Annotated in this window: 28 protein-coding genes; all 28 read right to left on the bottom strand. The window is 29.5% G+C overall.

Translation table 11 applies throughout. From position 1 onward, the window contains the following. Window positions 1-46: 46 nt before the first annotated feature. Window positions 47-1,501 carry a hypothetical protein gene (locus LL038_RS02240; protein WP_216125613.1) on the bottom strand — a complete coding sequence of 485 codons (1,455 nt, stop codon included), beginning with the start codon at window positions 1,499-1,501 and terminating at the stop codon, window positions 47-49. Window positions 1,502-1,512: 11 nt separating this feature from the next. Then, window positions 1,513-3,000: an MBOAT family O-acyltransferase gene (locus LL038_RS02235; protein WP_216125638.1), complete on the bottom strand. Its 1,488-nt coding sequence runs from the start codon at window positions 2,998-3,000 to the stop codon at window positions 1,513-1,515. Window positions 3,001-3,252: 252 nt separating this feature from the next. Then, window positions 3,253-4,983, bottom strand: a complete 1,731-nt coding sequence (locus LL038_RS02230; protein ID WP_216125611.1) for an ABC transporter ATP-binding protein — start codon at window positions 4,981-4,983, stop codon at window positions 3,253-3,255. Between the two features lie 175 nt (window positions 4,984-5,158). Further along, entirely contained in the window at window positions 5,159-5,635 is a 477-nt protein-coding gene (locus LL038_RS02225) for a GNAT family N-acetyltransferase (protein WP_216125609.1), read from the bottom strand. A 230-nt stretch (window positions 5,636-5,865) separates the two neighbouring features. Beyond that, window positions 5,866-6,150, bottom strand: a complete 285-nt coding sequence (locus LL038_RS02220; protein ID WP_309245101.1) for a VOC family protein — start codon at window positions 6,148-6,150, stop codon at window positions 5,866-5,868. A 39-nt stretch (window positions 6,151-6,189) separates the two neighbouring features. Further along, on the bottom strand, window positions 6,190-6,729 hold the full coding sequence (locus tag LL038_RS02215; protein WP_216125607.1) for an HAD-IIIA family hydrolase: 540 nt from the start codon (window positions 6,727-6,729) through the stop codon (window positions 6,190-6,192). Window positions 6,730-6,763: 34 nt separating this feature from the next. Beyond that, window positions 6,764-7,561 carry a class I SAM-dependent methyltransferase gene (locus LL038_RS02210; protein WP_216125605.1) on the bottom strand — a complete coding sequence of 266 codons (798 nt, stop codon included), beginning with the start codon at window positions 7,559-7,561 and terminating at the stop codon, window positions 6,764-6,766. Between the two features lie 104 nt (window positions 7,562-7,665). Then, window positions 7,666-8,646, bottom strand: coding sequence for a homocysteine S-methyltransferase family protein (locus LL038_RS02205; RefSeq protein ID WP_216125602.1), 981 nt, complete (start codon window positions 8,644-8,646; stop codon window positions 7,666-7,668). Window positions 8,647-8,949: 303 nt separating this feature from the next. Next, window positions 8,950-9,615: an SdpI family protein gene (locus tag LL038_RS02200; protein WP_216125599.1), complete on the bottom strand. Its 666-nt coding sequence runs from the start codon at window positions 9,613-9,615 to the stop codon at window positions 8,950-8,952. Continuing rightward, window positions 9,599-9,898: an autorepressor SdpR family transcription factor gene (locus tag LL038_RS02195; RefSeq protein ID WP_216125596.1), complete on the bottom strand. Its 300-nt coding sequence runs from the start codon at window positions 9,896-9,898 to the stop codon at window positions 9,599-9,601. The genes LL038_RS02200 and LL038_RS02195 overlap by 17 nt, the downstream gene beginning before the upstream one ends. A 205-nt stretch (window positions 9,899-10,103) precedes the next feature. Beyond that, a complete protein-coding gene (locus LL038_RS02190) occupies window positions 10,104-10,985 on the bottom strand; it encodes a DMT family transporter (RefSeq protein WP_216125593.1) in 882 nt (293 codons plus the stop codon). An 81-nt stretch (window positions 10,986-11,066) separates the two neighbouring features. Beyond that, window positions 11,067-12,149 carry a serine hydrolase domain-containing protein gene (locus LL038_RS02185; RefSeq protein WP_216125589.1) on the bottom strand — a complete coding sequence of 361 codons (1,083 nt, stop codon included), beginning with the start codon at window positions 12,147-12,149 and terminating at the stop codon, window positions 11,067-11,069. Window positions 12,150-12,237: 88 nt separating this feature from the next. Continuing rightward, complete coding sequence (locus tag LL038_RS02180; protein WP_253200326.1) at window positions 12,238-12,759, bottom strand: GNAT family N-acetyltransferase; 522 nt, start codon at window positions 12,757-12,759, stop codon at window positions 12,238-12,240. A 70-nt stretch (window positions 12,760-12,829) separates the two neighbouring features. After that, window positions 12,830-13,369: a GNAT family N-acetyltransferase gene (locus LL038_RS02175; protein ID WP_216125584.1), complete on the bottom strand. Its 540-nt coding sequence runs from the start codon at window positions 13,367-13,369 to the stop codon at window positions 12,830-12,832. A gap of 112 nt (window positions 13,370-13,481) precedes the next feature. After that, entirely contained in the window at window positions 13,482-14,288 is an 807-nt protein-coding gene (locus LL038_RS02170) for a class I SAM-dependent methyltransferase (protein ID WP_216125635.1), read from the bottom strand. A 63-nt stretch (window positions 14,289-14,351) separates the two neighbouring features. Continuing rightward, window positions 14,352-14,744, bottom strand: coding sequence for a GNAT family N-acetyltransferase (locus LL038_RS02165; RefSeq protein WP_216125582.1), 393 nt, complete (start codon window positions 14,742-14,744; stop codon window positions 14,352-14,354). 234 nt (window positions 14,745-14,978) lie between these two features. Beyond that, on the bottom strand, window positions 14,979-15,980 hold the full coding sequence (locus tag LL038_RS02160; RefSeq protein ID WP_216125580.1) for a S66 family peptidase: 1,002 nt from the start codon (window positions 15,978-15,980) through the stop codon (window positions 14,979-14,981). Between the two features lie 20 nt (window positions 15,981-16,000). Further along, a complete protein-coding gene (locus LL038_RS02155) occupies window positions 16,001-16,510 on the bottom strand; it encodes a GNAT family N-acetyltransferase (protein ID WP_216125579.1) in 510 nt (169 codons plus the stop codon). A 95-nt stretch (window positions 16,511-16,605) separates the two neighbouring features. Next, a complete protein-coding gene (locus LL038_RS02150) occupies window positions 16,606-17,148 on the bottom strand; it encodes a GNAT family N-acetyltransferase (protein WP_216125578.1) in 543 nt (180 codons plus the stop codon). Between the two features lie 532 nt (window positions 17,149-17,680). Continuing rightward, window positions 17,681-18,493, bottom strand: a complete 813-nt coding sequence (locus LL038_RS02145; protein ID WP_216125577.1) for an alpha/beta fold hydrolase — start codon at window positions 18,491-18,493, stop codon at window positions 17,681-17,683. Window positions 18,494-18,520: 27 nt separating this feature from the next. Further along, entirely contained in the window at window positions 18,521-19,195 is a 675-nt protein-coding gene (locus tag LL038_RS02140; protein ID WP_216125576.1) for an HD domain-containing protein, read from the bottom strand. Window positions 19,196-19,233: 38 nt separating this feature from the next. Then, the gene (locus LL038_RS02135; protein WP_216125574.1) at window positions 19,234-19,623 is read right to left on the bottom strand and encodes a carboxymuconolactone decarboxylase family protein; all 390 of its coding nucleotides are present in this window, start codon (window positions 19,621-19,623) and stop codon (window positions 19,234-19,236) included. 47 nt (window positions 19,624-19,670) lie between these two features. After that, on the bottom strand, window positions 19,671-20,240 hold the full coding sequence (locus LL038_RS02130) for a flavodoxin family protein (protein WP_216125572.1): 570 nt from the start codon (window positions 20,238-20,240) through the stop codon (window positions 19,671-19,673). An 88-nt stretch (window positions 20,241-20,328) separates the two neighbouring features. Continuing rightward, window positions 20,329-20,943, bottom strand: coding sequence for a sugar O-acetyltransferase (locus tag LL038_RS02125; RefSeq protein ID WP_216125632.1), 615 nt, complete (start codon window positions 20,941-20,943; stop codon window positions 20,329-20,331). 166 nt (window positions 20,944-21,109) lie between these two features. Beyond that, window positions 21,110-21,577: a GNAT family N-acetyltransferase gene (locus LL038_RS02120; RefSeq protein ID WP_216125569.1), complete on the bottom strand. Its 468-nt coding sequence runs from the start codon at window positions 21,575-21,577 to the stop codon at window positions 21,110-21,112. 22 nt (window positions 21,578-21,599) lie between these two features. Continuing rightward, window positions 21,600-22,160 (bottom strand): GNAT family N-acetyltransferase, encoded by a 561-nt coding sequence (locus LL038_RS02115; RefSeq protein WP_216125566.1) that lies wholly within the window; start codon window positions 22,158-22,160, stop codon window positions 21,600-21,602. A 1-nt stretch (window position 22,161) separates the two neighbouring features. Continuing rightward, the gene (locus LL038_RS02110; protein ID WP_216125563.1) at window positions 22,162-22,731 is read right to left on the bottom strand and encodes an NUDIX hydrolase; all 570 of its coding nucleotides are present in this window, start codon (window positions 22,729-22,731) and stop codon (window positions 22,162-22,164) included. A 131-nt stretch (window positions 22,732-22,862) separates the two neighbouring features. Further along, window positions 22,863-23,312, bottom strand: a complete 450-nt coding sequence (locus LL038_RS02105; protein WP_216125560.1) for a C-GCAxxG-C-C family protein — start codon at window positions 23,310-23,312, stop codon at window positions 22,863-22,865. Window positions 23,313-23,333: the final 21 nt, after the last annotated feature.

Here is a 23,333-nt window from a genome sequence, read left to right as displayed (position 1 = left end):
TTAACTAAATTGTACTATAAATAAATTATTGGATTAAGTTTTGATGTTATCTTTTAATTGTGTTATTAGAATCTAAATAAATAGTATCTATAATTTTTTTTAGTGATTTATCATATACTATAATATTTAATCCAGCGTGTTTATTTAGATTTTCAACCCCATTTAAAACTACACTTGGTATCTTTTTATCAACACTTTGGGTGGTGATTTTAAAATTAGTCCCTTTATCTAAAGAGAAATCCTTAGATAGCTTAGCACTACTAAGTGTTTCTGATTGTACTTTATTATCATTTATGATCGCAAGGTAATTAGAACCAATACTATTTTTCGTAAAAGTTTTTAATCCTAATGATGTTAATGAATTTTTTAAAATTTCATTTTTTGAAATGTCCTCATTTGTGCTAGCAACTATAATATAATTTTTATTTTTTATTAATGAAACATATTTTTCAATATTTGTTTCATTAGTAATATCTATAGCTGATTCAGAATGTGAATAAAGAATATAATCAGAATTCCATTCTTTATAGTTTGAATCATTACGATGATCTGTTAATTTATAATTTGTTTTTAAATATTTACCCAAATATGATGTTGCTTTTTCAGAACCAAAGATATTTAAGTGACCAATGTTTGCCATATCTTTTTTAAAATCAAATCCTAATTCTGTTGTAAGTTTATTATAGTTAATAAACGGAATACTACTCGCTTTTGAAATTTCTGCCACTTTATTAAACATCTTAGCAGGCTCAGCTGTCCAAACTTTTGACCCTGATGTTTGACTATAATCATGTGGTGCATTTGTGAAAATCAATTTGAAATTTTCCTTTTTAGATAAAGCTATCATTTTATTTAAATATTTTTCAGTCTTAGGTGGAAGAGCTGCGGTTTCTGTAGTTTCAGAATTTGAAGCATTTTCTTTACCATACACGGCGTGACTAGCGTTAAAGCCTTTTTTATAATAAGTCTCATCAGTGTCATAATTAAAATCTGTATCCGTTAGTTCTTTCCAACGATCATGATATTTGAAAATAGGAAAAAAATAGTTGAGCCACTGATCCATTGGTGTAGTTTTAAGAATAGCTTGCACTTTATTTACAGAAAACTTTATATTATCCAAAGCAGTTCTTATATAACCCTCATCACCAAATTCATCAGTTGAACCTAAATAATATAAATCTACTACTACAATTGGATCCTTATGTTTTTTCAAAACCTCTTTTAATAAATAATAGGTTACATCTATTGGCTGACCTCCAGTAGAATAGTCAAAGCTTGTTATTCCAAACTGTTTCCATAATACGTTAGGATTTATTAAAGCATCCATATGGCTTGAACCTAATAATACAACGTCAAATGAATCTCCCGTATTAGTATATAAACCTTGCGTGAGTTTAGCACGATGATTTGTTTTTATAATAAAAATAGAATTAAGGGTTATAATAAAGAGCAATAATATAATTACAAAACTAACCCCTTTTAAAAATGACTTTTTAAACATGCAAAATCCTCCTAGAATTGTGAATAGATAAACTGCTGCATGCTATATCCAGGCCCATACAAGCCAAAGATTAGAATGACTACAGTAGCACCTATATACGTTGCCCATCTAAACATTATGTTTTGTTTCGCTAAACTAGTTCGTAGATTTTTTGTTCTACGTAATATATCTACTGTTAGAACCAAAATTATACCAGCAAATGCAATAAAAAAATCTTTTGAATCTAATCCAAGTTCAAAAATAGAACCATTAGTAAGTACCCAAGGATTAAAATAAAAAACGTTTTTAATTATTGTTATAGCAGTTGATAATGAACTAGCTTTAAAAAATATCCAAGCAAAATTTACAAGCATAAAGGTTATAAATACTTGAAAAAACTTGAAACTAAATACTTCTGTTTTAATTTTAAAAGTTTTTACTATCCTTTTTCTGAAGGGTTCAGAAATATTTTCCACTATCTGATAAAGTCCGTGAAGTCCGCCCCAAATAATAAAATTAAAGGTAGCCCCATGCCATAGACCACTTACTATGAAAACAATCATAATATTATAATTAGCCCTTAATTTGCCACGTCTATTTCCGCCTAGTGGAAAATATAAATAGTCTTTAAACCAGCTAGTGAGTGATACGTGCCAGCGGCTCCAAAATTCTTTTATTGAAATTGATAAATAGGGTTGGTGAAAATTATTAGTTACCTTAAATCCTAAGACCTCCGCAGCTCCTCTTGCTATATCTGAATAAGACATAAAATCACAATAAATTTGAAAACTGAAAAACACTGTAGCTATAAAAGTTGTAAAACCTTTATAGTGATTAGGTTTATTGTATACAGTATTAACAAATACTGCTAATCTATCTGAGACTACTATTTTTATGAAGACACCCCACAACATTAGTAATAGACCGTTTTTAACTCTATCATAATTAAAATTATGCTTCTCATCAAATTGATGTAACATGTTTTTAGATTTCTCAATAGGACCTGCAACTACTTGAGGGAAGAATGATACAAACAGAGCATATTTTCCTATGTTTTTCTCAGCAGGAACATCTTTTCTATAAACATCTACAGTATAGCTAAGGGCTTGAAGGGTATAGAATGATATCCCCAGTGGCAGTAAATATTCAAAAGATGGTGCATGATTTGAGATGCTAAATACATGTAATAATCCCGTTAAACTCTCATTGAAAAAATTATAATATTTGAACAAAAACAAGATACCCAAATTGCTAAAAAAACTTGCAAAAACCAGCATTTTTTTTACTTGAGTAGATTTTTTTTCATTGCTTATCTTATTTGCTTTTTCAATTAGTAAACCACTTAAATATGTGATGATAGTTGATGCAGCTATTAATATTGCGTATTTAGGATTTAAGACCATATAAAAGAAATAACTGCATATTAGCAGCCAAACCCATCGAAGTTTATGCGGAATTACATAATATAAAACAGAAACAATCAGAAAAAACATTAAAAATTTTATTGAAGTAAATTGCATAATATACCTTCTTTCCATTACATAACGATAATTATAGACATATTTCTACAACATCTACTAATATTTATATAAGAATATACTTAAATACTAATAAAATAATGTTTAATCTAGGTGTCAATATTGTTAATAATTTGTAAACAGTATGACAAAGTGTTATGTCGCTATTTACCTATTCCCCACAAAAAATAAAAATAGAACTAAGGAAACTCACTCCTTAGTTCTATTTTTATTCTATTTTAACAAATGCATATATTATTTAAACTGCATGTTGTAAAGATAAGAATATACTCCTTCTTGCTCTATAAGTTCATCGTGTGTTCCTCTTTGGTTTATTCCCTCATCAGTTAGTACTACTATCTCATCTGCATTTTTTATTGTACTTAATCTATGAGCAATAACCAAAGTAGTTCTATTTTTCATAAGCTCTTCCAATGATTTCTGAATGAATTGTTCATTTTCATTATCAAGAGCAGAAGTGGCTTCATCAAGTATTAAAATTGATGGATTTTTTAAAAACACTCTTGCTATAGATATTCTTTGCTTTTGTCCACCAGAAAGTTTTACTCCTCTCTCACCAGTATAAGTATCATAACCATGCTTAAGACCTATAATAAATTCATGAATATTTGCCTTCTTAGCCGCCTCAATTATTTCATTTTCCAATGCCCCCGGCCTACCATATAATATATTTTCTCTAATGCTTCCAGCAAACAAATAAACATCCTGCTGAACTATTCCAATAGATTTCCTAAGTGATTTAAGTTTTATATCTCGTATATCAATACCATCTATTGTTATACAGCCGTCATTTACCTCATAAAACCTTGGTATTAGACTAGAAAAGGTTGTTTTACCACCGCCTGATGGACCAACAAGTGCAATATTCTTACCTGATTGTATTTTTATATCTATATTACTTAATATGTCACTACTATTATTATAACTAAAAGATACATTGTTAAAGGCTATCTCTCCCTTAGGATTCACGAGTTCTACTGCATCCTCTCTGTTTGTTATCTCTGGCTTTGTGGTTATAACTTCAACAAATCTTTGAAATCCTGAAAGCCCTCTTTGAAACTGTTCTGTAAAATTTACAAGCTTGTCAATAGGATTTAAGAACGTATTTATATAAAGTATGTATATTACAAGGTCAGTTACTTTTAATGAACCGTCACTTATAAATATACCACCTGCAAGAATAACACTAAGATAAAGCAATCCTTGAAAAAAGGTATTACCACTAAAAAATCTGCCCATTATAAAATAGCTATCCTCTTTAGTCTTTAAATATTCATTATTACCTTTAGTAAATTTAGCATTTTCGATTTCCTCATTAGCAAATGATTTCACTACTCTTATACCTTCTAAGCTGTCTTGTATTTGTGCATTTACTCCTGCTATCTTTTCCTTATTTTCCACAAAAACATTTCGCATTTTCTTATTATAAAAGTATGAGAAATATAACATTACTAATGTAAATAAAAGAAGTATAAATGTTATTTTTGAATTTATGCCTGCGAGTATAACAAACGATCCAACTATTTTCAATATGGATATGAATACATCCTCTGGTCCATGATGTGCAAGCTCTGATATATCAAAAAGGTCTGTAACTATTCTTGACATTAGCTTTCCAGTACTTGCTTCATCATAATAAGAAAAAGATTGTTTTTGAAGATTATCAAAAATATCTTTTCTCATATTTGCTTCCATTTTTGCCCCCATTATATGTCCCCATGAGGTTATGAAATACTGACAAAAGTAACGAACAATATACATAATTAATAACGCTATACCAACATATATAACATACTTAATTATCTTGTTTCCATCCTGTAATACATAAACATCATTTAACAAATACCTTACTATTAACGGAAACACCAAATCTATTGCAGATAAAATTAATGCACAAAACATATCTGCAAAGAATAGAGCCTTATATGGCCCATAATAACTTATAAAATTTTTAAACATTTTCATTATTCTTGTAACCCCTTATCCTTAAAATTAGTTTACTCTTTTCAAAAATTAAACTTAGTTAAATTATAACATAACTTTTTTATTCTATGGTTATTTGGTTTTACGACGTCTACTTGGATACTCTATTTTATAGGCGGAAACTTTATTCATTGTTTTACCTACCTCCCATCTTAAATTAGCTTTTAATATACTTTTCATAAAACACTAATGTCATTTTGCTATTTATAATTTTAGTCCTTCCCGTTTTTACATAACCTAATTTTTCATACAAATAACAATTCCGTGGCTCTTGTAATATAGTATCTAACTCCCATGCCTTTGCATCATAATATATTTCCTCAATAATTTTAAAACTCTTTTGTGCGATCCCAAACCCTTGGTATTCTGGTAAAATGAAAATAGGACTAACACGATAGAGTTTATTATCCTTTTTCACTATTCTTATGCAACCAACAAGTATATTATCTCTTTTAATAATATAGTAATCTGTAAATGCTTGGTTTATTCGCATAACAGTTTTTTCTATTGATTCATTTGCAGGACTGGTCTCAAAATCTTGATATTTCGATAGTAAATCCATAAATGATTTGATTTGCATGACATGAATAGTTTCTGCATCATCTAATGTTGCTTTAGTTAAACATATATTCATTACCTTATCTCCTTCCTCACTATATGATTTTAATATTTGACTTGATATGAACACTATAAAAAATATAATACACTAAAATATTTCTCAGGAAATTAAATCTGTCTCACATTCTCTTTCACCTAAATTTTGAGCAAATCTTAATAAATAACCATCAGGGTCCATAATTAAAAATTCTTTCTGTCCTATTAATATATTATTTGCCTTATACCAATTTTCTTTTATTTCTACTTTTATTTTATAGTTTTGTTTTTTATATTTTCGTATAATTTATCAATATTTTCTACTGCTATTTGAAAGTTAACTCCTCTACCAAAAGGATTTTCTAAAATTCCAGTCTCCCAAAATCCATTTATTTCTTCAATCATAATTTGTGAACCATTCAGTGATATTAAAGCAAACTTATCCGTTTTTCTTTGGTACTCTAACTTAAAAAAAAGAATATTTAAGTAAAAATCCAAACTTGTATTTATATCTGAAACAGATAGTTCCGGTATTAACGCATTAGGTTTAAACATAAAACAAGACCCCCTTAATTGATTTTCATATAGTGATGTTTAAAATGACTTCTCTACAATCCATTGAGCAGCCTCTAATACATTGTTTGCTACATAGTCTGGATCTATTTGTGACCACCTATCTCTATCTTTCCCTAATGTCTCATTACCAGCTCCGGTTAATACAAGTATTTTCCCCATATTAGCCCTCTTCGCAGCCATCATATCGCTCCACCTGTCCCCAATTACAAAACATCTTGAGAGGTCAAGTGCATATTCAATTTTTGCTTTTAATAACAATCCTGCTTCAGGTTTCCTGCATTTACAATTATGTTCTGGAGTATGAGGGCATATATAAGCCTTTTCAATTCCAAATTCTTTTAATTCATTTATAAAATCTTTTTCTGTAGCTTCTCCAACTGAAATACCTGGTTGATTTGTAAATGCAAAGACTCTAATTCCATTCTTCTTTAACACTTTAATAGCCTTTTCTGTAAATGGATATAAAACAAATTTATCAGGATATGTTACATCCGTATCCCCACCCATTGTGCCATCTCTATCTATAAATACTGCTTGGACCTTTTTTAAACCACCCATATCATTTACCCCTTAAATTTCTATTTTCTATTTTCTATTTTCTACATATTAACAGTGCATGGTTGCTACTCCCTAAAATGCTCTTATCTCTACAACTACATAAATTATAATAAGTCCATGCTTCATATTCTTCATCATTCATTTCATCTACAAGCTTTCCTAATAATGGGCTTATCCCATCAGTTGCTACATGGTCAATAATTTTAATTTTGAATTTGGAAACCAGTAATTCCATATCTGAAGGTGTGGTGAAAAATGCATCTGTCCAAAAACATTCTTTTTCACCCTCCTCTATAGTCCCACCACTTAAAATTTTATCAATAAACCCATGAGTTAAAAATTTTTTATCTTGAGACATAATAGAATTAAGCACATAGTGTTTATTTATATATGCAATTGCTAGTATTCCTCCTTTTTTTAATATTCTTAAATTCTCACTAATACACGCTTCTCTATCCTTTTCATTTATAAGATGGTACATTGGTCCAAGACATAACACTACATCAAAACTTTCAGAATCATATTGCTTTAAATCTATAGCATTAGCTACTTCTGCCCGTAGTTTAGTAATGTTACTAGATTTACTAAGCTTTTCTTTAATAATTTCTACATGTTTAGGTGTTATATCAGTAGCCACTACCTCATTTCCCTTATTTGCATAATAAAAAGAATACACCCCTGTCCCCGCGCCTAATTCTATAATTTTATCCTGATGTTTTATATATTCATTTAAAATACTTGTTGTTACATCAAATTCTACTTTTCTTGCTTTATTGGTTGAAACCCTGCTTTCTTCATCATATTTATTATAAAAATTAACGATATTATTCATAAAAACACTCTCCCTACATCTAATTATTTTTGAAAATGCTCCAACTCATCTGATTTATATACATTTGTCCAATGTTATGGTTGCAACTCATTAAGTCTTACAAATTAAATAACATCCGTATTAGTATCCTTAGTAGCTCTTCTAGCTAACTCTTCAATATGTCTATTATCAGTCCCACAACATCCCCCTAATATTTTAAAATTGTTATTATCCTTTAGTTCAATCATTGAATTAATTAATATATCAAAATCATCGGTTTGCAGCTTAATATTATCATTTAAATCTTCTGGACTTGCTGTAGATGTATTTGCTTGGATTCCTATTAGACGTTCACTCACTAATGCTGTTTTATTTAATGGGTTAGAAAGTGCCTCTTGTAATACAATCGGATGTACGCAATTTACCATATAACATAAAGGTTTTGGGGTTATAGTATTGTCGATTTCCTCTATAATATCATTTATTATAGTGCCATCTAATAATCTACCAGATTTTCTTATTACAAAACTCAAAATATAAGGTATCCCTGTTTCAGCCATAGCTTTTGCTATACCAATTGCCTCCGATTTTGCGGGTAAGACTCCAGCAAATAAGAAATCTACATTTGTTTGTTTAAACAATTCTGCTTGAAGTTTATGGAATTTATATGCTTCAGACGTCTCTAATGCCTCATTAGGATTATAAGCATCACCCTTACATCCCATTAACCCTCCAATAAAGATTTTATTTTTATGAGCTGAGTAATTTTCTCGCAAATCTTCTAAAAATTCTACACAATCCTTTATAACACTCTTATCATGATAGATTGAACGATTAATTCTCTCTACGGTTGCTCTTCTGGTAGGTGTCATAATCATTATAGGAATATTATAAGAATCAGCTACATCAATATACTGCTGATAAATTAAAGATAATATCTCAATGCCTTTTTCATCATATATTAGACCTGCAGGCAAAATATCCTTATCTAAAGGAATACAAAATTCCCTTTTTAATCTCTCTATAATAGCTCCTTCTGTTAATAAAAATGAAGTATTGTTAAACGCATTTAAAAACGAATTTTGCGGCTGACTATTATCTTTCATAAATTCTCCTTTTAAATTCTTTATCTTCTTTACATCATCCGATAGTGTTAACACTATCTTTGTTTTATTTTTAATAAAATTAAATTATTACTTAGCAAATGCTATAAAATAAAAATACTCTCACCTCCAAGACTTGTATATCTTGGAGATGAGAGTTACTTGTTTACTCTTCTTAACATCACTTTCTTATATGAAATTGTTTTGTTAAATTATACATCTATATACTCATTTTGTAAATATTATTTTCTTTTACTTTATAAATAATTAACCCCATAATATAATGGCCATCTAATTTTTATATTCTTATTTATTTTCATTAACAATTTTATGATAAATAATATATGAATATACAGTAGGCGCAATTGAAATTGCAGCAACAATAATTACGAACCCTAGCCAATTAAAGTTCACTTTTGTAACAGTTAATAATATATTTAAAATTCCTCCTATGACCCATATAGGTGCAGCCATTCTATGAGTTTTCCTCCATACTTCTTCATTCGCTAAAGTCCAAGGTGTTTTTATTCCCACAAAATAGTTAAACTTAAATCTACCCATTACATTACCTAATAAAATAAATAGCAATGAAATCATTATTTGAATAAATATTGTTATATTAATCGCAACCCCTGTACCTATTAGAAGTGTAGTCACTTCTATCCCAAGAAAAAATATAATTAATAAATATTTTAAATATTGATAAGTTGACTGGAAACTTTCATAATTTTTCCCTTTAGGATCGATATAAGGTAGCGCAATAAATAATAAATACATTGCTAAATTTATAAATGCTAAACCAAATGCTCCGAAAAATTCACCTCCATAACCATCTACTTGGCCTTTAAAATTCCAATGTATAGGTACTCTATTAGGGAGTAATGGATAAAAATATACTCCAAGTGCAAATCCTAAAAATATAAGGATTAAAATTCCCTTGTCTTTTTTTAAAACATTACTTATCTTTTTCATTTTCACTTTCCCCCTCATTAACATGTGTTGTGTTAAAAAACCAATTAGTTACTTCTTGAAACACTGTAGTATCAAGCGAATAATAAATATATTGGCCCTTACGTTCATCTGTTACCAAAAGCGATTGTTTTAAAGCATTAAGATGGTGAGAAATACTTGGTTTAGTCATATTAAAATGTTCTGCTATTTCTCCAGCAGTCAAATCTTTCTCTTTCAATAATAAAATAATTTTTCTCCTTGTTGGGTCTGCAAGTGCCTTAAACGGTAAATTGAGAATTGACATATTAATTTCTCCTTATATTTTTTTAGGTTTAGATAATCAATTAGATATTTAGATAACTGTCTAATCTTCTAACTGTATTGTATTCCCATTGTCTTTAAATGTCCACACTTTTTCATTCTTTATATGGTTATAATTTTCATATCTATAAAACTATAAATACAAAAAAATAAAAAAGAAGATTTCTCCTCTTTTTCATCTATATTAATCATTTTAGACTAAGTTTTTGGAACAAAATTGAACCACCTACAATTATACAACCACCACCTATGGTTATAAATGATGGAACTTCTCTTATCACTATTAATCCCATGATTGTAGATAATAACGGGGTAATAAACATAAAATTTGTAACAGTAGTAACTTTTTTTGCTTTGGATATTGCCATTACCCAAAATAAATAAGCAATTGCACCTGGGAAAAATCCTAAGTAAATAACATTCACAACTTGCAACACAGGTGCATTAGATAATTGCATTAACCCATCTTTCAAAAATACAGTAAGCAATATTGTACCTGCAAATATACTATATGTAGTTGATTCAAGCGGAGTATATTTTTTTAAAATTTTACGTTGTATTATGTTATATATCGCAAGGCAAAGTGCTGCAATAAGTATCCATTCAATTCCCTTGCTAATAGAGAATACCCCTCCATTTAGAGCAATGATAATTATCCCTAAAAACTCTATTACTAGTGCAAACCAACATACCTTATTAATTTTTTCTTTATAAAATATTACTGCCAAAATAGCTGTTATAATTGGTGCCGTACTGGTTAAAATACTTGCTGTAGCTGCGCTTACACTTACCGAGCCTTCATTAAATGCATATACGTATAAAGCAAACCCCACTAAACCTGATAAAAAGAACATAGGTACATCCCTTATCTTTGGCAGTGAAATCTTTTTTATAACCGCAAAAGCAAGTAACAAAACACTTGCAAATAAATACCTTACGCAGCCTAATGCTTCAGGTGTAAAACTTACTAAAGCCACTTTTGTAAATACAAATGCAGATGCCCATAAAAAAACTGTTATAAAAGCATATATTAAAACACTTACGTTTGCTGTTCTTATTTTGTTTATCATAATATCACGTCCATTTCTACTTTGAATAAAAAATAGTATTGTATTTACTTTTTCTCACATTCAATATATGCTATAGGAACATTAAGAATTTATAATAGTTTGAATTTCCCTATGCATATCCCAAACATCACACTCTCCATCGCACATAGTTTGATTGCTCAAAATTATAATTGTTGCATCAATCTCTGGATAATATGAAAGCATTGCACCTACACCATCGTTTAGCCCCTCTTTACGCATACAAAATACATTACCATTAATTTCTACGAACTCAAAGGCATATCCTTTTCTTAATGTTGCATTAACTGAAGATTCACCACAATTAAATGGCTTGGCAAATTTACAATGAGGTGAAAATAACATATTCGTATATTCTGAATTTAATACCATATTTGATTTTAGGTTTCTTATAAAAATATCAAGGTCAAGTACTGTTGTATAGGCTCCAGAATCAGGAGATCCAATAGGTGGATAAGAGTAAATATTTTTTCTCCATTTAATATGATCTTTATTTTTTGAGTAATGCCCAACATACCCTTCTGCCATATTTGCATTCACTTCATCCATAGCACAAAATTTTGTGTTTAACATACCACTAGGCACAAAAATATTATCGGTGACAAATTTTCGATAATCCTGCCCAGATATTTTTTCTATCGCTAAACCCAATAAGACAAAAGCACAATTATTATATCTAACATTGGTACCTGCCTTAAATATAGGTTGTTTATATGCAAATTGCTTAAGAAAATCACTTGTATTTCTTATAGCATAATTAGGTTTATTAATAAATAAATCAGAATAAATTTCTCCTGCTTCTTCGTCTGCGTCATCAGCAATTCCAGAAGTATGGTTAAGCAAATTATAGATATTTACATCCTTAGGAATTGTAGTTCCATTTAAATCAATAATGCTTGTAATTTTGTCATCAAAATGTAATAACCCTTTTTCTATTAAGATCAAAATGGCCGTTGCAGTAAAAACTTTGGTGATGGATGCGGTATCAAACATAGTATTAAGTCTATTAGGAATATTAAAACCCTTATGTGCCAACCCATACGCATGTGAAAAAATCTCATCATTCCCCTGCTTCACAAGACAAGTACCAGAAAAATTATGTTTTTTACTAAAATCATCACATATCCTTTGAATTTTTTCTTTCATCACTTTACCCCCTAAACTGTTCACTATCAACCTTATTAATTGACTTAACCGATGTTAACTTTAATTTTGTACGTGTATAAGAATCAATTTAATTACCATCTTCATATCTCCTGAATTCAAGAATATAATTATCCTCTTGCTCAGTCGAACTATTTACTCTAAAATTGCAATTATTTAATATTTTATTAGACCCTATATTTCCTTTTGAAACTTTAGCAATTATTCCTCTACATTCTCTAAACCCATAAGCCCATCTTATTAATGTTTCTAAGGCCTCCGTCATAATTCTTTGCCTTCTATAATTAGGTGAAATACTGTATCCAACTTCTGAGTAACCATTTTCACTTACTAACCCTTTAAATCCAATAAAACCTACTCCTATTTGATTTTCCTTATTAATGATTAGCCAGTACGTATACCATTTTTGAGTATCTTCACTAATATTCTTCATCTTTTCTAGTTTTTTTGCTACTGCAAATTTAACAGAATGAGATATTGATTCTAAATCAATGCTAATTTCAATATTATCACTCTGATTTTCATTAATATATAATAGTTCATTAAAAGATAAGGGTTTTAAAAGTAACCTTTCTGACTCTAATACTTTCATACGCAATACCTCCTTTAGTTTTTACATTGACTTAATAAATTTTGTATAAAAACTGTCCAGGTATTGATAATCAATCAGTATACTCGGATTTGAAAATATTATAGTACAATGTGGTAACTTCTTTATTATCTAATAGTTTTAACTTCTCAGTTTTTTGAAACCTATATTTAAATCCACATTTTTCAATTACTCTTTTAGACTTAGAATTAAAGTCAAAATGTCCACACCAAATTAAATCTAAATTTAATTCATTAAATCCATATCTTATTAAATAATTTACGGCCTCTGGAATAAACCCGTTTCCCCAGTATTTAGGGTTAAGAACATATCCTATTTCTTTTTGCTTCAAGTCTGAAAGACTATCATCAGGTTTTCTATTATGAAGTCCAATACCGCCAATTACTTTGTTTTCTGATTTTAGAACTACAGCATATGTTTCATTATTTTCAATGAACATTCTTATTATCCCTTTACCTTCTTCCTCATTCTTATGAGGTGGCCAGCCAGCACTTGGACCTACTAATTCACTTTTAGCATACTCATATAAATCAGCGCTATCACTTTCTTTCCATTCCCTTAGTATCAATCTATTAGTTACTAATGTTTCCATATTTGTTTATCCCCTTTCTCTAAAAGTACTTACCCCTAACAACTAATTTATTTGTAATTAACCTTTGCTTTCACAAAAATACTATTGTGCAAAACAATCAATTTCTAACAATCTACTTAACACCAATACGCATCCGATAGCAAAAATCTATATTAAATTCACTGCTGCCAAAGATATCAATAATTCGCTCTTTAAAAGAAATCAAAAGAGGATTAATTTCATCTATATTGGCTTTCATAATAGCCTGTACTCCTCCTTGGCTTAAAGCAATTGAAATAAATCTTTGTGCATTACAAATCTCAGAGTTAGAAAATACTATTTCTCTTACATATCTGAAATTACCACTATTTTTTATATTTGAAAGATGCTTGTCTTTGTCCCATCTCTTAAAACTTTCTTTAATATCTGGATGTGTTAATTCAAATTCTCTTACTTTATCAAAAAGCTTATTATATTCAAATTCTGCTTCCCAATTACATACGGGTGGCCAGTCATTATCGTAGACTGCAAATATACCACCTTTCTTTAAAATTCTCGATACTTCATTCAAGGTATTTTCTGGATTCATCCAGTGAAATGATTGCGAACATGTGATAATATCTGCACAGCTATTGTTTAATTGAGTATTATCTGAAAATTCAGAATTAAATAATATATTATCTAACCCCACCGTTTTTTCTCTTGCCACTTTAATCATGTCAGTACTTGGTTCTATCCCAATTACTTTATTACTTACCTCACTCCAAATTCTTGTAGAAAGCCCTGTACCACATCCCAAATCAACCACAAGAGTTGGATCACGATTCAAATATTTGAGTATTATCTCCTTAACTTTCTCTGGACATTTAGGTCTTGCATTATTATAAACATCAGCAAATCCCATAAATCTATCTGCATTAAGTTGCAAGTTTTCTTTCATCTCTCTATCATCCTTCCAATTTCTCATATTTGCCTAATATTACATGAAAATTTATATTTCATCTTAACTTTTACGTTTATAAATTAAAGATATTGGACCATCTTCAAAACCTAAACTTCTATAAAATTCCTCATTACTAATACTTCCCCTTAACATGTATGTGACTTGTTGACTACTATTAAATATTATGTTTATTAAATTTTTACCAATACCTTTTTTTCTATATTTAGAATCAACCACTACATTATTTATTTGTCCATTAAACACATAATCTGTTGTACACCTAGCAAATCCGACCATTCTTCCCTCATCCCATGCAGTAACTACTATTTGAGAATTTTCTACCATAAGTAATAATCTATTATTATCCTCAGTTTTATCATTCCAGCCTACCTCATTAAATAAAGTTTTTAATTTATCATAATCAACTTTCTTATCCGTATTATACATAATCATAGTATGATTGTCCTCCCTCATTATTATTAGCCATGTGCAATCAACATTTTATTTTTCTAATTAAGAATATTGTAATCTAGCAATACTAAGCCACTCATTTATAATCCCTTAATATCTTTAGTGAAATTACCTCTCCCCTCTTCATTTTCAACAAATCAAACCAATCACATATTTCAATTGCAAAATCAATAAAAGCTACTCCCTGAGCAGTTATCACATTTCCCTACTATATTTCTAATTAAACCAATCTTTTATGATGGTTACTTTCTTATTTGTAGCATCAAGTTCAATTTCACATCCTATTGGTAGCGTCATCATTGGGTGCGTATGACAACAATCAAAATCGGCAACAAATGGTAACTTCTTATCTCCTAATACTTCTACTAAAATTTCATATGGTTTTCTACCTGTCTTCATATCATCAAATAATTCATGTTTCCCAAGTATAATTCCAGAAATTTTATCAAATACACCATTTAATTTTAGAAAAGAAAAACTTCTTTCTATCGTTGCAGCATCTTTTAAAGAGTCTTCTATAAAAAGTATATCTCCATTCTTTATTTCAGGCATATATTTGCTGCCCCATATCCCTTGAATTGTATTTAAGTTACCACCCATTACCCTGCCTCGGACATTTCCCCCATAAATTGTAATCCAAGAGTTTTCTCTTTTCTCTTTGCTTCTATCTTGTATTTCCCAATTAACGTATTCATCTGTCCAGTATTCTGGAGTTTGAAATACATAAGGAAAACTCATTTTATCCATAGTGATTTCTTTGAAATATTTATAAGTAAGATCAACAAATGGTGTAAATTCTCCAAATGATGCTACTAATGCAGGTCCATAGTATGTACTTATTCCTGTTTGTGCATATATAGCAAGCAAAATTGCTGTAACATCAGAATATCCTATTATTATCTTAGGATGTAGCTTAAACTTTTCGTAATCTATATAAGGAAGAATTGAATTTGAATTCATCCCACCAATTGATGCCATGATACATTTTACTTCTGGATTTCTAATTAAACTATTTAACTCCTCTGCTCTTTGCATAATACTCCCTGACCTATAAAAATCATATTTTCCTGTTAAACTTCCCTCTATCAGATTAAAACCTTTACTTTGTAGATATTGCTTGGCTCTATCAAATCTATTAGGACATAAATATGTTATAGGTGCTGATGATGAAAAAATACCTATTGAATCACCGACCTTTAATTTGGTTGTTTCATCCATGTATATCCTCCTAAAACATTTTATTTGTTTTCAATTTTCCACCATATTAATTCGTCATCTTCCTTATATTTAATAGCACCCACATTTTTTAATACTTTATGTGATTCTATATTATCCTTTTCTGTATCTGCAATTATATATATAGCCTTTGGATTTTCGAAAATCCATTTTTTTAAACCTTGTAATGCTTCCGTAGCATAACCCCTATTTCTGTACATCTCTTCAATACCATATCCAACTATTACTTCACCATTTTCATTAGGACATCCTTTAATCATTATAAATCCTATTATCCTATTTTCTTCTTTAAGAACGATTGCCCAATTTGTTAACCATAAATAGTTTTTATTATCTTCACTCACCTTTTGCAATCTTACTTTCATTGCATACTTCATTTCATCATCCAGTATTGTATTAGAAACACTTAATCCCAACTCACTCTGCATTTCCCCATAGTTCTCTAAAGCTAAATCGAGGTGTTTTGCCTGTAAAGGTAATAACTTTAATCTTTCACTTTCTAATTTTATCACGTGATTCCTCCCCAATGATTTATTGAATAATGTATATTATTTGTTGGATGATAAAACACCAATATTCTACCTAATACTAAGTTTATTCATTAACACTAAATAGTGTTTTTATTACTTCTATATTCATCCTCGAGAATGCTCATGTTAATCAATGACCAGTACTTTCCATCTATTTTTCTACATTCTCTAAAATTCCCTTCAATAATAAATCCTGCTTTTTTATAGCAAGCAATTGCAGACTCATTAAAATCGAATACACCCAAATCTACCCTGTGTAAATTTAATTTATTAAATGCAATGTCCAAAATTGCATTTACCATTTCCAAGCCAATTCCTTTGCCTCTATACTTTTTATCACCTACAAGAACCCTACCTACTCGAGCAGACATATTTACTCTATCTATACCAAGTAACTGTATATGACCAACCATCTCATTACTTTCAAGTAGTTTACAGCTAAACATTAAATTTTTAGGATTCTCACCTATCATTTCATTTATATCATTAAGAAACTGTTTCCCCATAAATTCAAAATTATATAATGGCCCTCCCCATTGAAGTAAGAACTCTTTATTAGGAACCCATGACACTAATTGCATAATTTCCTCACTTCTAAATCTTTCAAGTTTGATTAACATAATAACTACTCCCCTTTAATCCCTATAAAATATTTTTCCTTTACGATTTCAAAACTGTAAATTATTTTATGAATATTCCGTCTATTTTATTATTAGCTCACTTATAAATTTCTCTACACTTTCACTACTTTTCAAAATAATAATATTCAATTGTAAGTGATTTTTTAATAATTCATAAATGTGGTGACTCATATCTCATAAGAAAAGATGATATGTCATTAAATCTTTTGCTTATTATACCATATTTTCCAAATAGGCTTCTCATTTCATAGAAATTATATATTTATTATTAAGGATTTATCCTTTTGCTCAGTTTCTTAATAATGTAAAAAAAATAGAGCTAAGGAAACTAAATCCTTAATTCTATCAGAAGTCCGTGCATTTGCTGTATCCATATATATGGTAATACATTTGGAGTGTATTATCACATTTTTCACTTATAGCAATCAAGTCGTAGCTGTTCAATAACACATATTTTCAACTAAATATTATCCACATTATTTATAACAAACTACTAAATTTATATTTATCCTTAACTAACCCTTACAAGCCATTCCTTCACTAATGAATTAAATAATTCCTCTTGTTCTATTTGCAAACTATGTCCCGCTCTATCTAGTATAGCGAAAGTCGCTCTTGGAAAATTGTCTAATATATTCCATGAATCTTTATATCCAACACAATTATCTTGTTTTCCTAACAATATAAGAGAAGGTTTATCAAATTTATTATTTAACCTATCTACATCAAATGTGAATACATATCCATCTTTTTTAAGAGTTTTCAAAAATGTCTTATTGGCTATTTTAGCTCCAGATATTATTTCATTTTCACATCTCTCATATATCTTTTCACTTTGAACCACTACACTAGAATTAAAACCCTCAGCCACTTCTGGTGTCAGTTTAGCTAACAACTTATTATCTTTAACCAAAACAATATGATCCGGAACATTGCGTTTATTATAATCTGCTACTATAACTGGGCAAATCAGTAAAACTCCATCAACTCTATCTGCCATTCTATAGATTACTCCTCTTGCCAAATATCCCCCATATGACTCACCAGCAAGTAAAAATTTTTCATTTGGAATAATCTTATCAATAAAACTAATTACAATATCAAGCATAATATCAGAGTCAGTAATCCATTCTGCACTCTCTGACTTGCCCATGCCTGGCAAGTCAATATATATCCTTTTATAACCATTTTCAGCACTAAATACAGGTTCCATACATCCTGACATTAACCTGTGGTCTACATTATACCCATGTAACATAATAATCGGTTTTCCATTTCCTATTATTTCATAGTTTATAAATATGTTTTTTATTTTGCATTTCATCCTTTTAGCTCCTTTATTGAATTACTTTTATTCAATCCCCTCTAGCTCTAGCTTTAATCTGTTAAAATATTCTTTCATGAATTCAAGTCTTCTTTTCCCTATTTCCTTTGCTTTTTTTGTATACAATTTATCAGGTATTTTTTTAAACTTTTCTTCATATTCAATGAAAGGTGTATGTTTTGAAACATCTTTTATCCTCCCATTTTCAACAGTATTGGTATTTAAATAGTTATCAAGTGGTTCACCAATTGTTAATCTTTGTCCAAATTGTCCTGCTAACATAAAAGTACGCGCAATTCCACTTGCCCCAATAACATCAAGTTTATCTGAATCAAAAAGTATTTTTGCTTCTATTGTATTAGGCTCATTTCCAGTTCTAAATCTATGTGCTATAATACAGTGTTTTATCTTATCTATCTTTTCTTCTTCATAATCCAAGTTTCTTAATATTCCCTCTGCAATTTCACTGCCTAAAACAGCATGGTCAATTTTGCCTGTTTTATCTTCACTCTCTTCAACTCTTGCAATGTCATGCAACAATGCCGCTGGAATAAGAACCTCCAAATCAACATTTTTTTCACCTTTTGAAATCAACAGACAAAGATTATACACCCTAAATACATGGTCTAAATTATGAGCAGAACAAGTTAATTTATCCTTAACAATTTCTATGATTTTTTTATGTTTCATTTCCATATCCATTAATATTGCTCCCTTTTATATGTCGTATTCAGAAGATTTTATTGTTTATTCTCCTTGGTTAATTTTATTTCTTCAAATCTTTTCTCTGCTGCTTTTATAACTTCAACGCCTGTTTTACATAACACATTAATACCTTTTACAATAGTTACAATTACAAACGCTTCTACTAATTCTTCCATAGTTAAACCTGCTTCTATTGCAGTAACAGCATGCGCTTTTGCACCGCTTACTTCATTATCTAAACTATCCAATATTGTAAAAATTAATTCGCTTGTCTTTTTAGGCAAATGACCATTTTGAACGGATTCACGCATTACCAAATAACCTTTCAATCCCTCTGGGGAATATTTAGATAGTATGTCAGCAAACGGCGGATTCCATTTTAATTCATCCTTATAATAATTAAGTATACTTTCAACATCATCCATAATAAATTAAACCTCCATTTTATCAGAAACATTAGTGACTAAAAAATTTAATCCATAGACAAATTATGTAGCTCATTTAATTTCAATGCAAGTTCTTTGGCTTTATCTAAAGCCTCAATATCTTCTTTGGCTGGCATCTCATTAGTGTGAATCGACCTTACACTACCAATTGGTGTCGTATTCATCTGGTTAAAAATAATATTCGCAGTTTTTTCTGAACGACCATAGTCACGTGTATCTCCACCTGCTGAAATAACAAGCACACCATTTTTCTTTTTCTGCTTAAACTCACTGTCTTTCCTTATACATCTAGCTGCATAAAATAACTGTAGTCTACTTGCAAAGCTTAAAAGTTGACCTGTAAGTTCAGAAAAATATAATGGTGAAGCTATTACAACATTATCAACTTCATTAAGCAGTTGATATACTTCTTGCATATTATCGTTAATAGAACATCCCTTGTTATGCCAACAATATCTGCAATCTACACATGGATTAATATTATTATAAGTTTCAATTATTCTTACTTCACCATCAAGATATTTTATCATTTCATTAACCAAAGTCATAGAGTCTCCGTTCTTTCTTGGTGAACCACTAATAATTAATGTTTTCATATTTTTTACCCCCTTTGAATGGATTAGATGATATTTTACCATTACGCTGCTCTTTAAAAATGCTTCCTCTTAATCCTTTAATATTACATTAGTCAAAATAATCATCAACATCAAAAACATTATTTTTATAGTAATATTTACGGTCCTCTTCAGTAATTTCACGAATAACCTTGCATGGATTCCCTACTGCTATCACATTATCTGGAATATCTTTAGTAACAACACTTCCCGAACCTATAACAACATTATTTCCAATGCAAACCCCAGGATTTACAACAACATTACCACCAAGCCAAACATTATTTCCTATTGTTATACCAATACCATATTCATATCCAGAATTTCGTGAATCAGGATGTATTGGGTGACCTGCTGTATATAGAGAAACATTTGGAGCAAATTGAACATTATTACCTATGATTACTTTTCCCGAATCTAAAATAGTACAGTTATAATTCGCAAAAAAACAATTCCCAATTTCAACATTCTTTCCATAATCACAATGAAAAGGAGCTTCAATATGTATGTCCACACCTGCATTACCAAGAATATCTCTTATTAATTTATCAATTTTTCCGTATTCATCTGGTAGACAGTGATTATACCCATATATCTTTTTTTTATTCTCCATTCTTTCTTCTGCTAATCCATCTAACCACGCCTTATATGGCAAACCCGCCAACATTCTATCTTTCTGATTTATAATTTTTCACACCTTTCAGCCTATATTAATATGCACCATAATTTTTTTCCCAAAAGAGTCATATATTAAGGCCTCCTTATTTCTATCTTTTAAATTTCTATACTTCTCTTCACAGACATCTAAATAATTTTGATTTATATCAATATCATAAATTTTATTACTAGTGTTAATGATAAATTTCTTTCATCATTAAGAACTCGGTTACTCCGGTTTTATACAAATTTGGAATAACTCCAACTTCTGTATAACCAATACTCTGATATAATCGTTTAGCTTCTGAATTAAACTCCGCAACAACAAGAAATACCTTGGAATAGTTTTTAGAAGTTACTTCCTCAAAGTGTTTTAATAATTTTTTTCCTATTCCAAGATTACGAAACTCTTCTTTTACAGCTATAATATGTAAATACGGAAAGCTGTGAAAAGCACCATTAATAATAAACCAAACAAACCCTAAACATATACCTTCTTTGTCTATCGCAACAAAAATCTCTCCTTTAGAAATTCCTTCACTTAAAGTTTTAATTGCTTTATCTTCTTCTTCAAAATATACTCTTCCTAATTCAGATTTCATTAAAGTTACTTTACAGTCAATTAAGTGTTTTTTTTCTGCTTTGATAATCTTTATATCCATTAACTATCTTCTCCAATCAATTTTATTTCAAAGCTTCCCATTCATCTTTCAATATGCCATAACTCACAGAATCGTAATATTTATTATCAACAATTCTTGCTTTCCTATAAACAGCCTCTTTCTTCAAACCTATCTTTTCAGCCAGTTTCATCATTCTTTCATTTCCAGACCAAGTTGACAATCCAATCCTTATGAGCTTTGGGTTCTTTGCAAACACTTCATCAATCCACATTTTTAAAGCTTTATAACCAATACCTTGTCCCCAATAATCATCATTGAAAATAACAATCCCAATTTCCATCCAAAGAGTTTCTTGTGATTTCCAATACCAATTCACTTGACCAATTATCTTGTCAGTATCTTTGTTTGCTATTATCCTTTTGTCTTTGAGTACATTCTTTTCCCCTTTTAATAGTAATAATCTTAAATCTTCCACATGTTTTCTTAATTCCGTTTCACTTTTTTTCACGTAATATGGACCATTAAATTTCTGAAATTCACGTGATGGATGATTCAAATACAAATAATCCTCTAAGTCTTTAATTTCTAATTCTCTTAACACTATGTTTATTGATTTATTCATTTTATTTCTCCTTAAATCTCAAAAATATTTTCGATGTTAATTTACTATAAACCTTCTTCATATGAGGTTCATTTGAATATATATTAACTTTATCAATGGGAATCCATTTAACATCACTATTTTCATCAGCTTTAACAATAAGAAATTCTTCTTCGTCAGCGTCTACTAAGTAAGTAACCGATAAATGTAAATGTGGAGAAACATATTCTCCTCTTTTTATGTGACCAAGCACAGTCAATATATCTAATGAAAATATTTCACAAGATATCGGCCTAACATTTTTTATACCTGTCTCTTCCTTTGCTTCTTTAATTGCAACAGCCAATAAATCTTTTTCTCCATCTGCATGACCTCCTACCCATGACCAAGAATTATATATATTATGATGTACCATTAACACCTTATCCTTTGCCTTATTTACTATAAATGCTGAGCTTGTTATATGTGCTATTTTATTTTCCCTAGTTAAAATATCATCAAATATATTTATACAGTGTAAAATTAGTTCTTTATCTTTTTTTTCTTGATCATTGTAAGGATTATATTCTCTTATGAAATCAATCCACTCCATATTTCCTCTCCTTTTTATGATAAAACGCTTTCCGTTTCATTAACAATTTTAGGTCAAAGTTTAATAGTCATACCGTCATACGCAAACCTAACATTTTCATAATCTTTTTCTAAATCAAGATAGTCATCATATTATTTTCCCTTTTTCTCTGAAAATATATCTTCTAAAATACCTACTGAATCAATTATTACTTTAGGACAAATACTATTAAAAAGTCCCTTATCCCTAATAATATTGTATTCTCTTTCATCTGACAAATCATACCCTAATAATTTTTTACAAATTATTGATTCATTTTTCTCCTCAAACCTTCTTATAAATTCTTTCGTCACCGCATATGCTTTACTTTTTGATTTTGTATCACCTTCTATATAATGACCACTCTCTAACCCTAAAGTCATTATTGCTCCAGAGACTGCTCCACAAACCTCACCTTTACGAAATCCTCCACCAAATCCTGTAGAGATTTTTAATGCGGTTTCTTTATCTAAGCCAAACTTCCCACAAAAAACACTTAAAACTGCTTGACTGCAATTAAATCCATTATTAAATACATTTATAGCTTCTTCTTTCTTATCCATTATATATTCTCCCTTTTACTA

The organism is Clostridium estertheticum (assembly GCF_026650985.1).
GTDB classification, from domain to species: domain Bacteria; phylum Bacillota; class Clostridia; order Clostridiales; family Clostridiaceae; genus Clostridium_AD; species Clostridium_AD estertheticum_C.
This window is presented reverse-complemented; position numbering and strand designations above follow the sequence as displayed.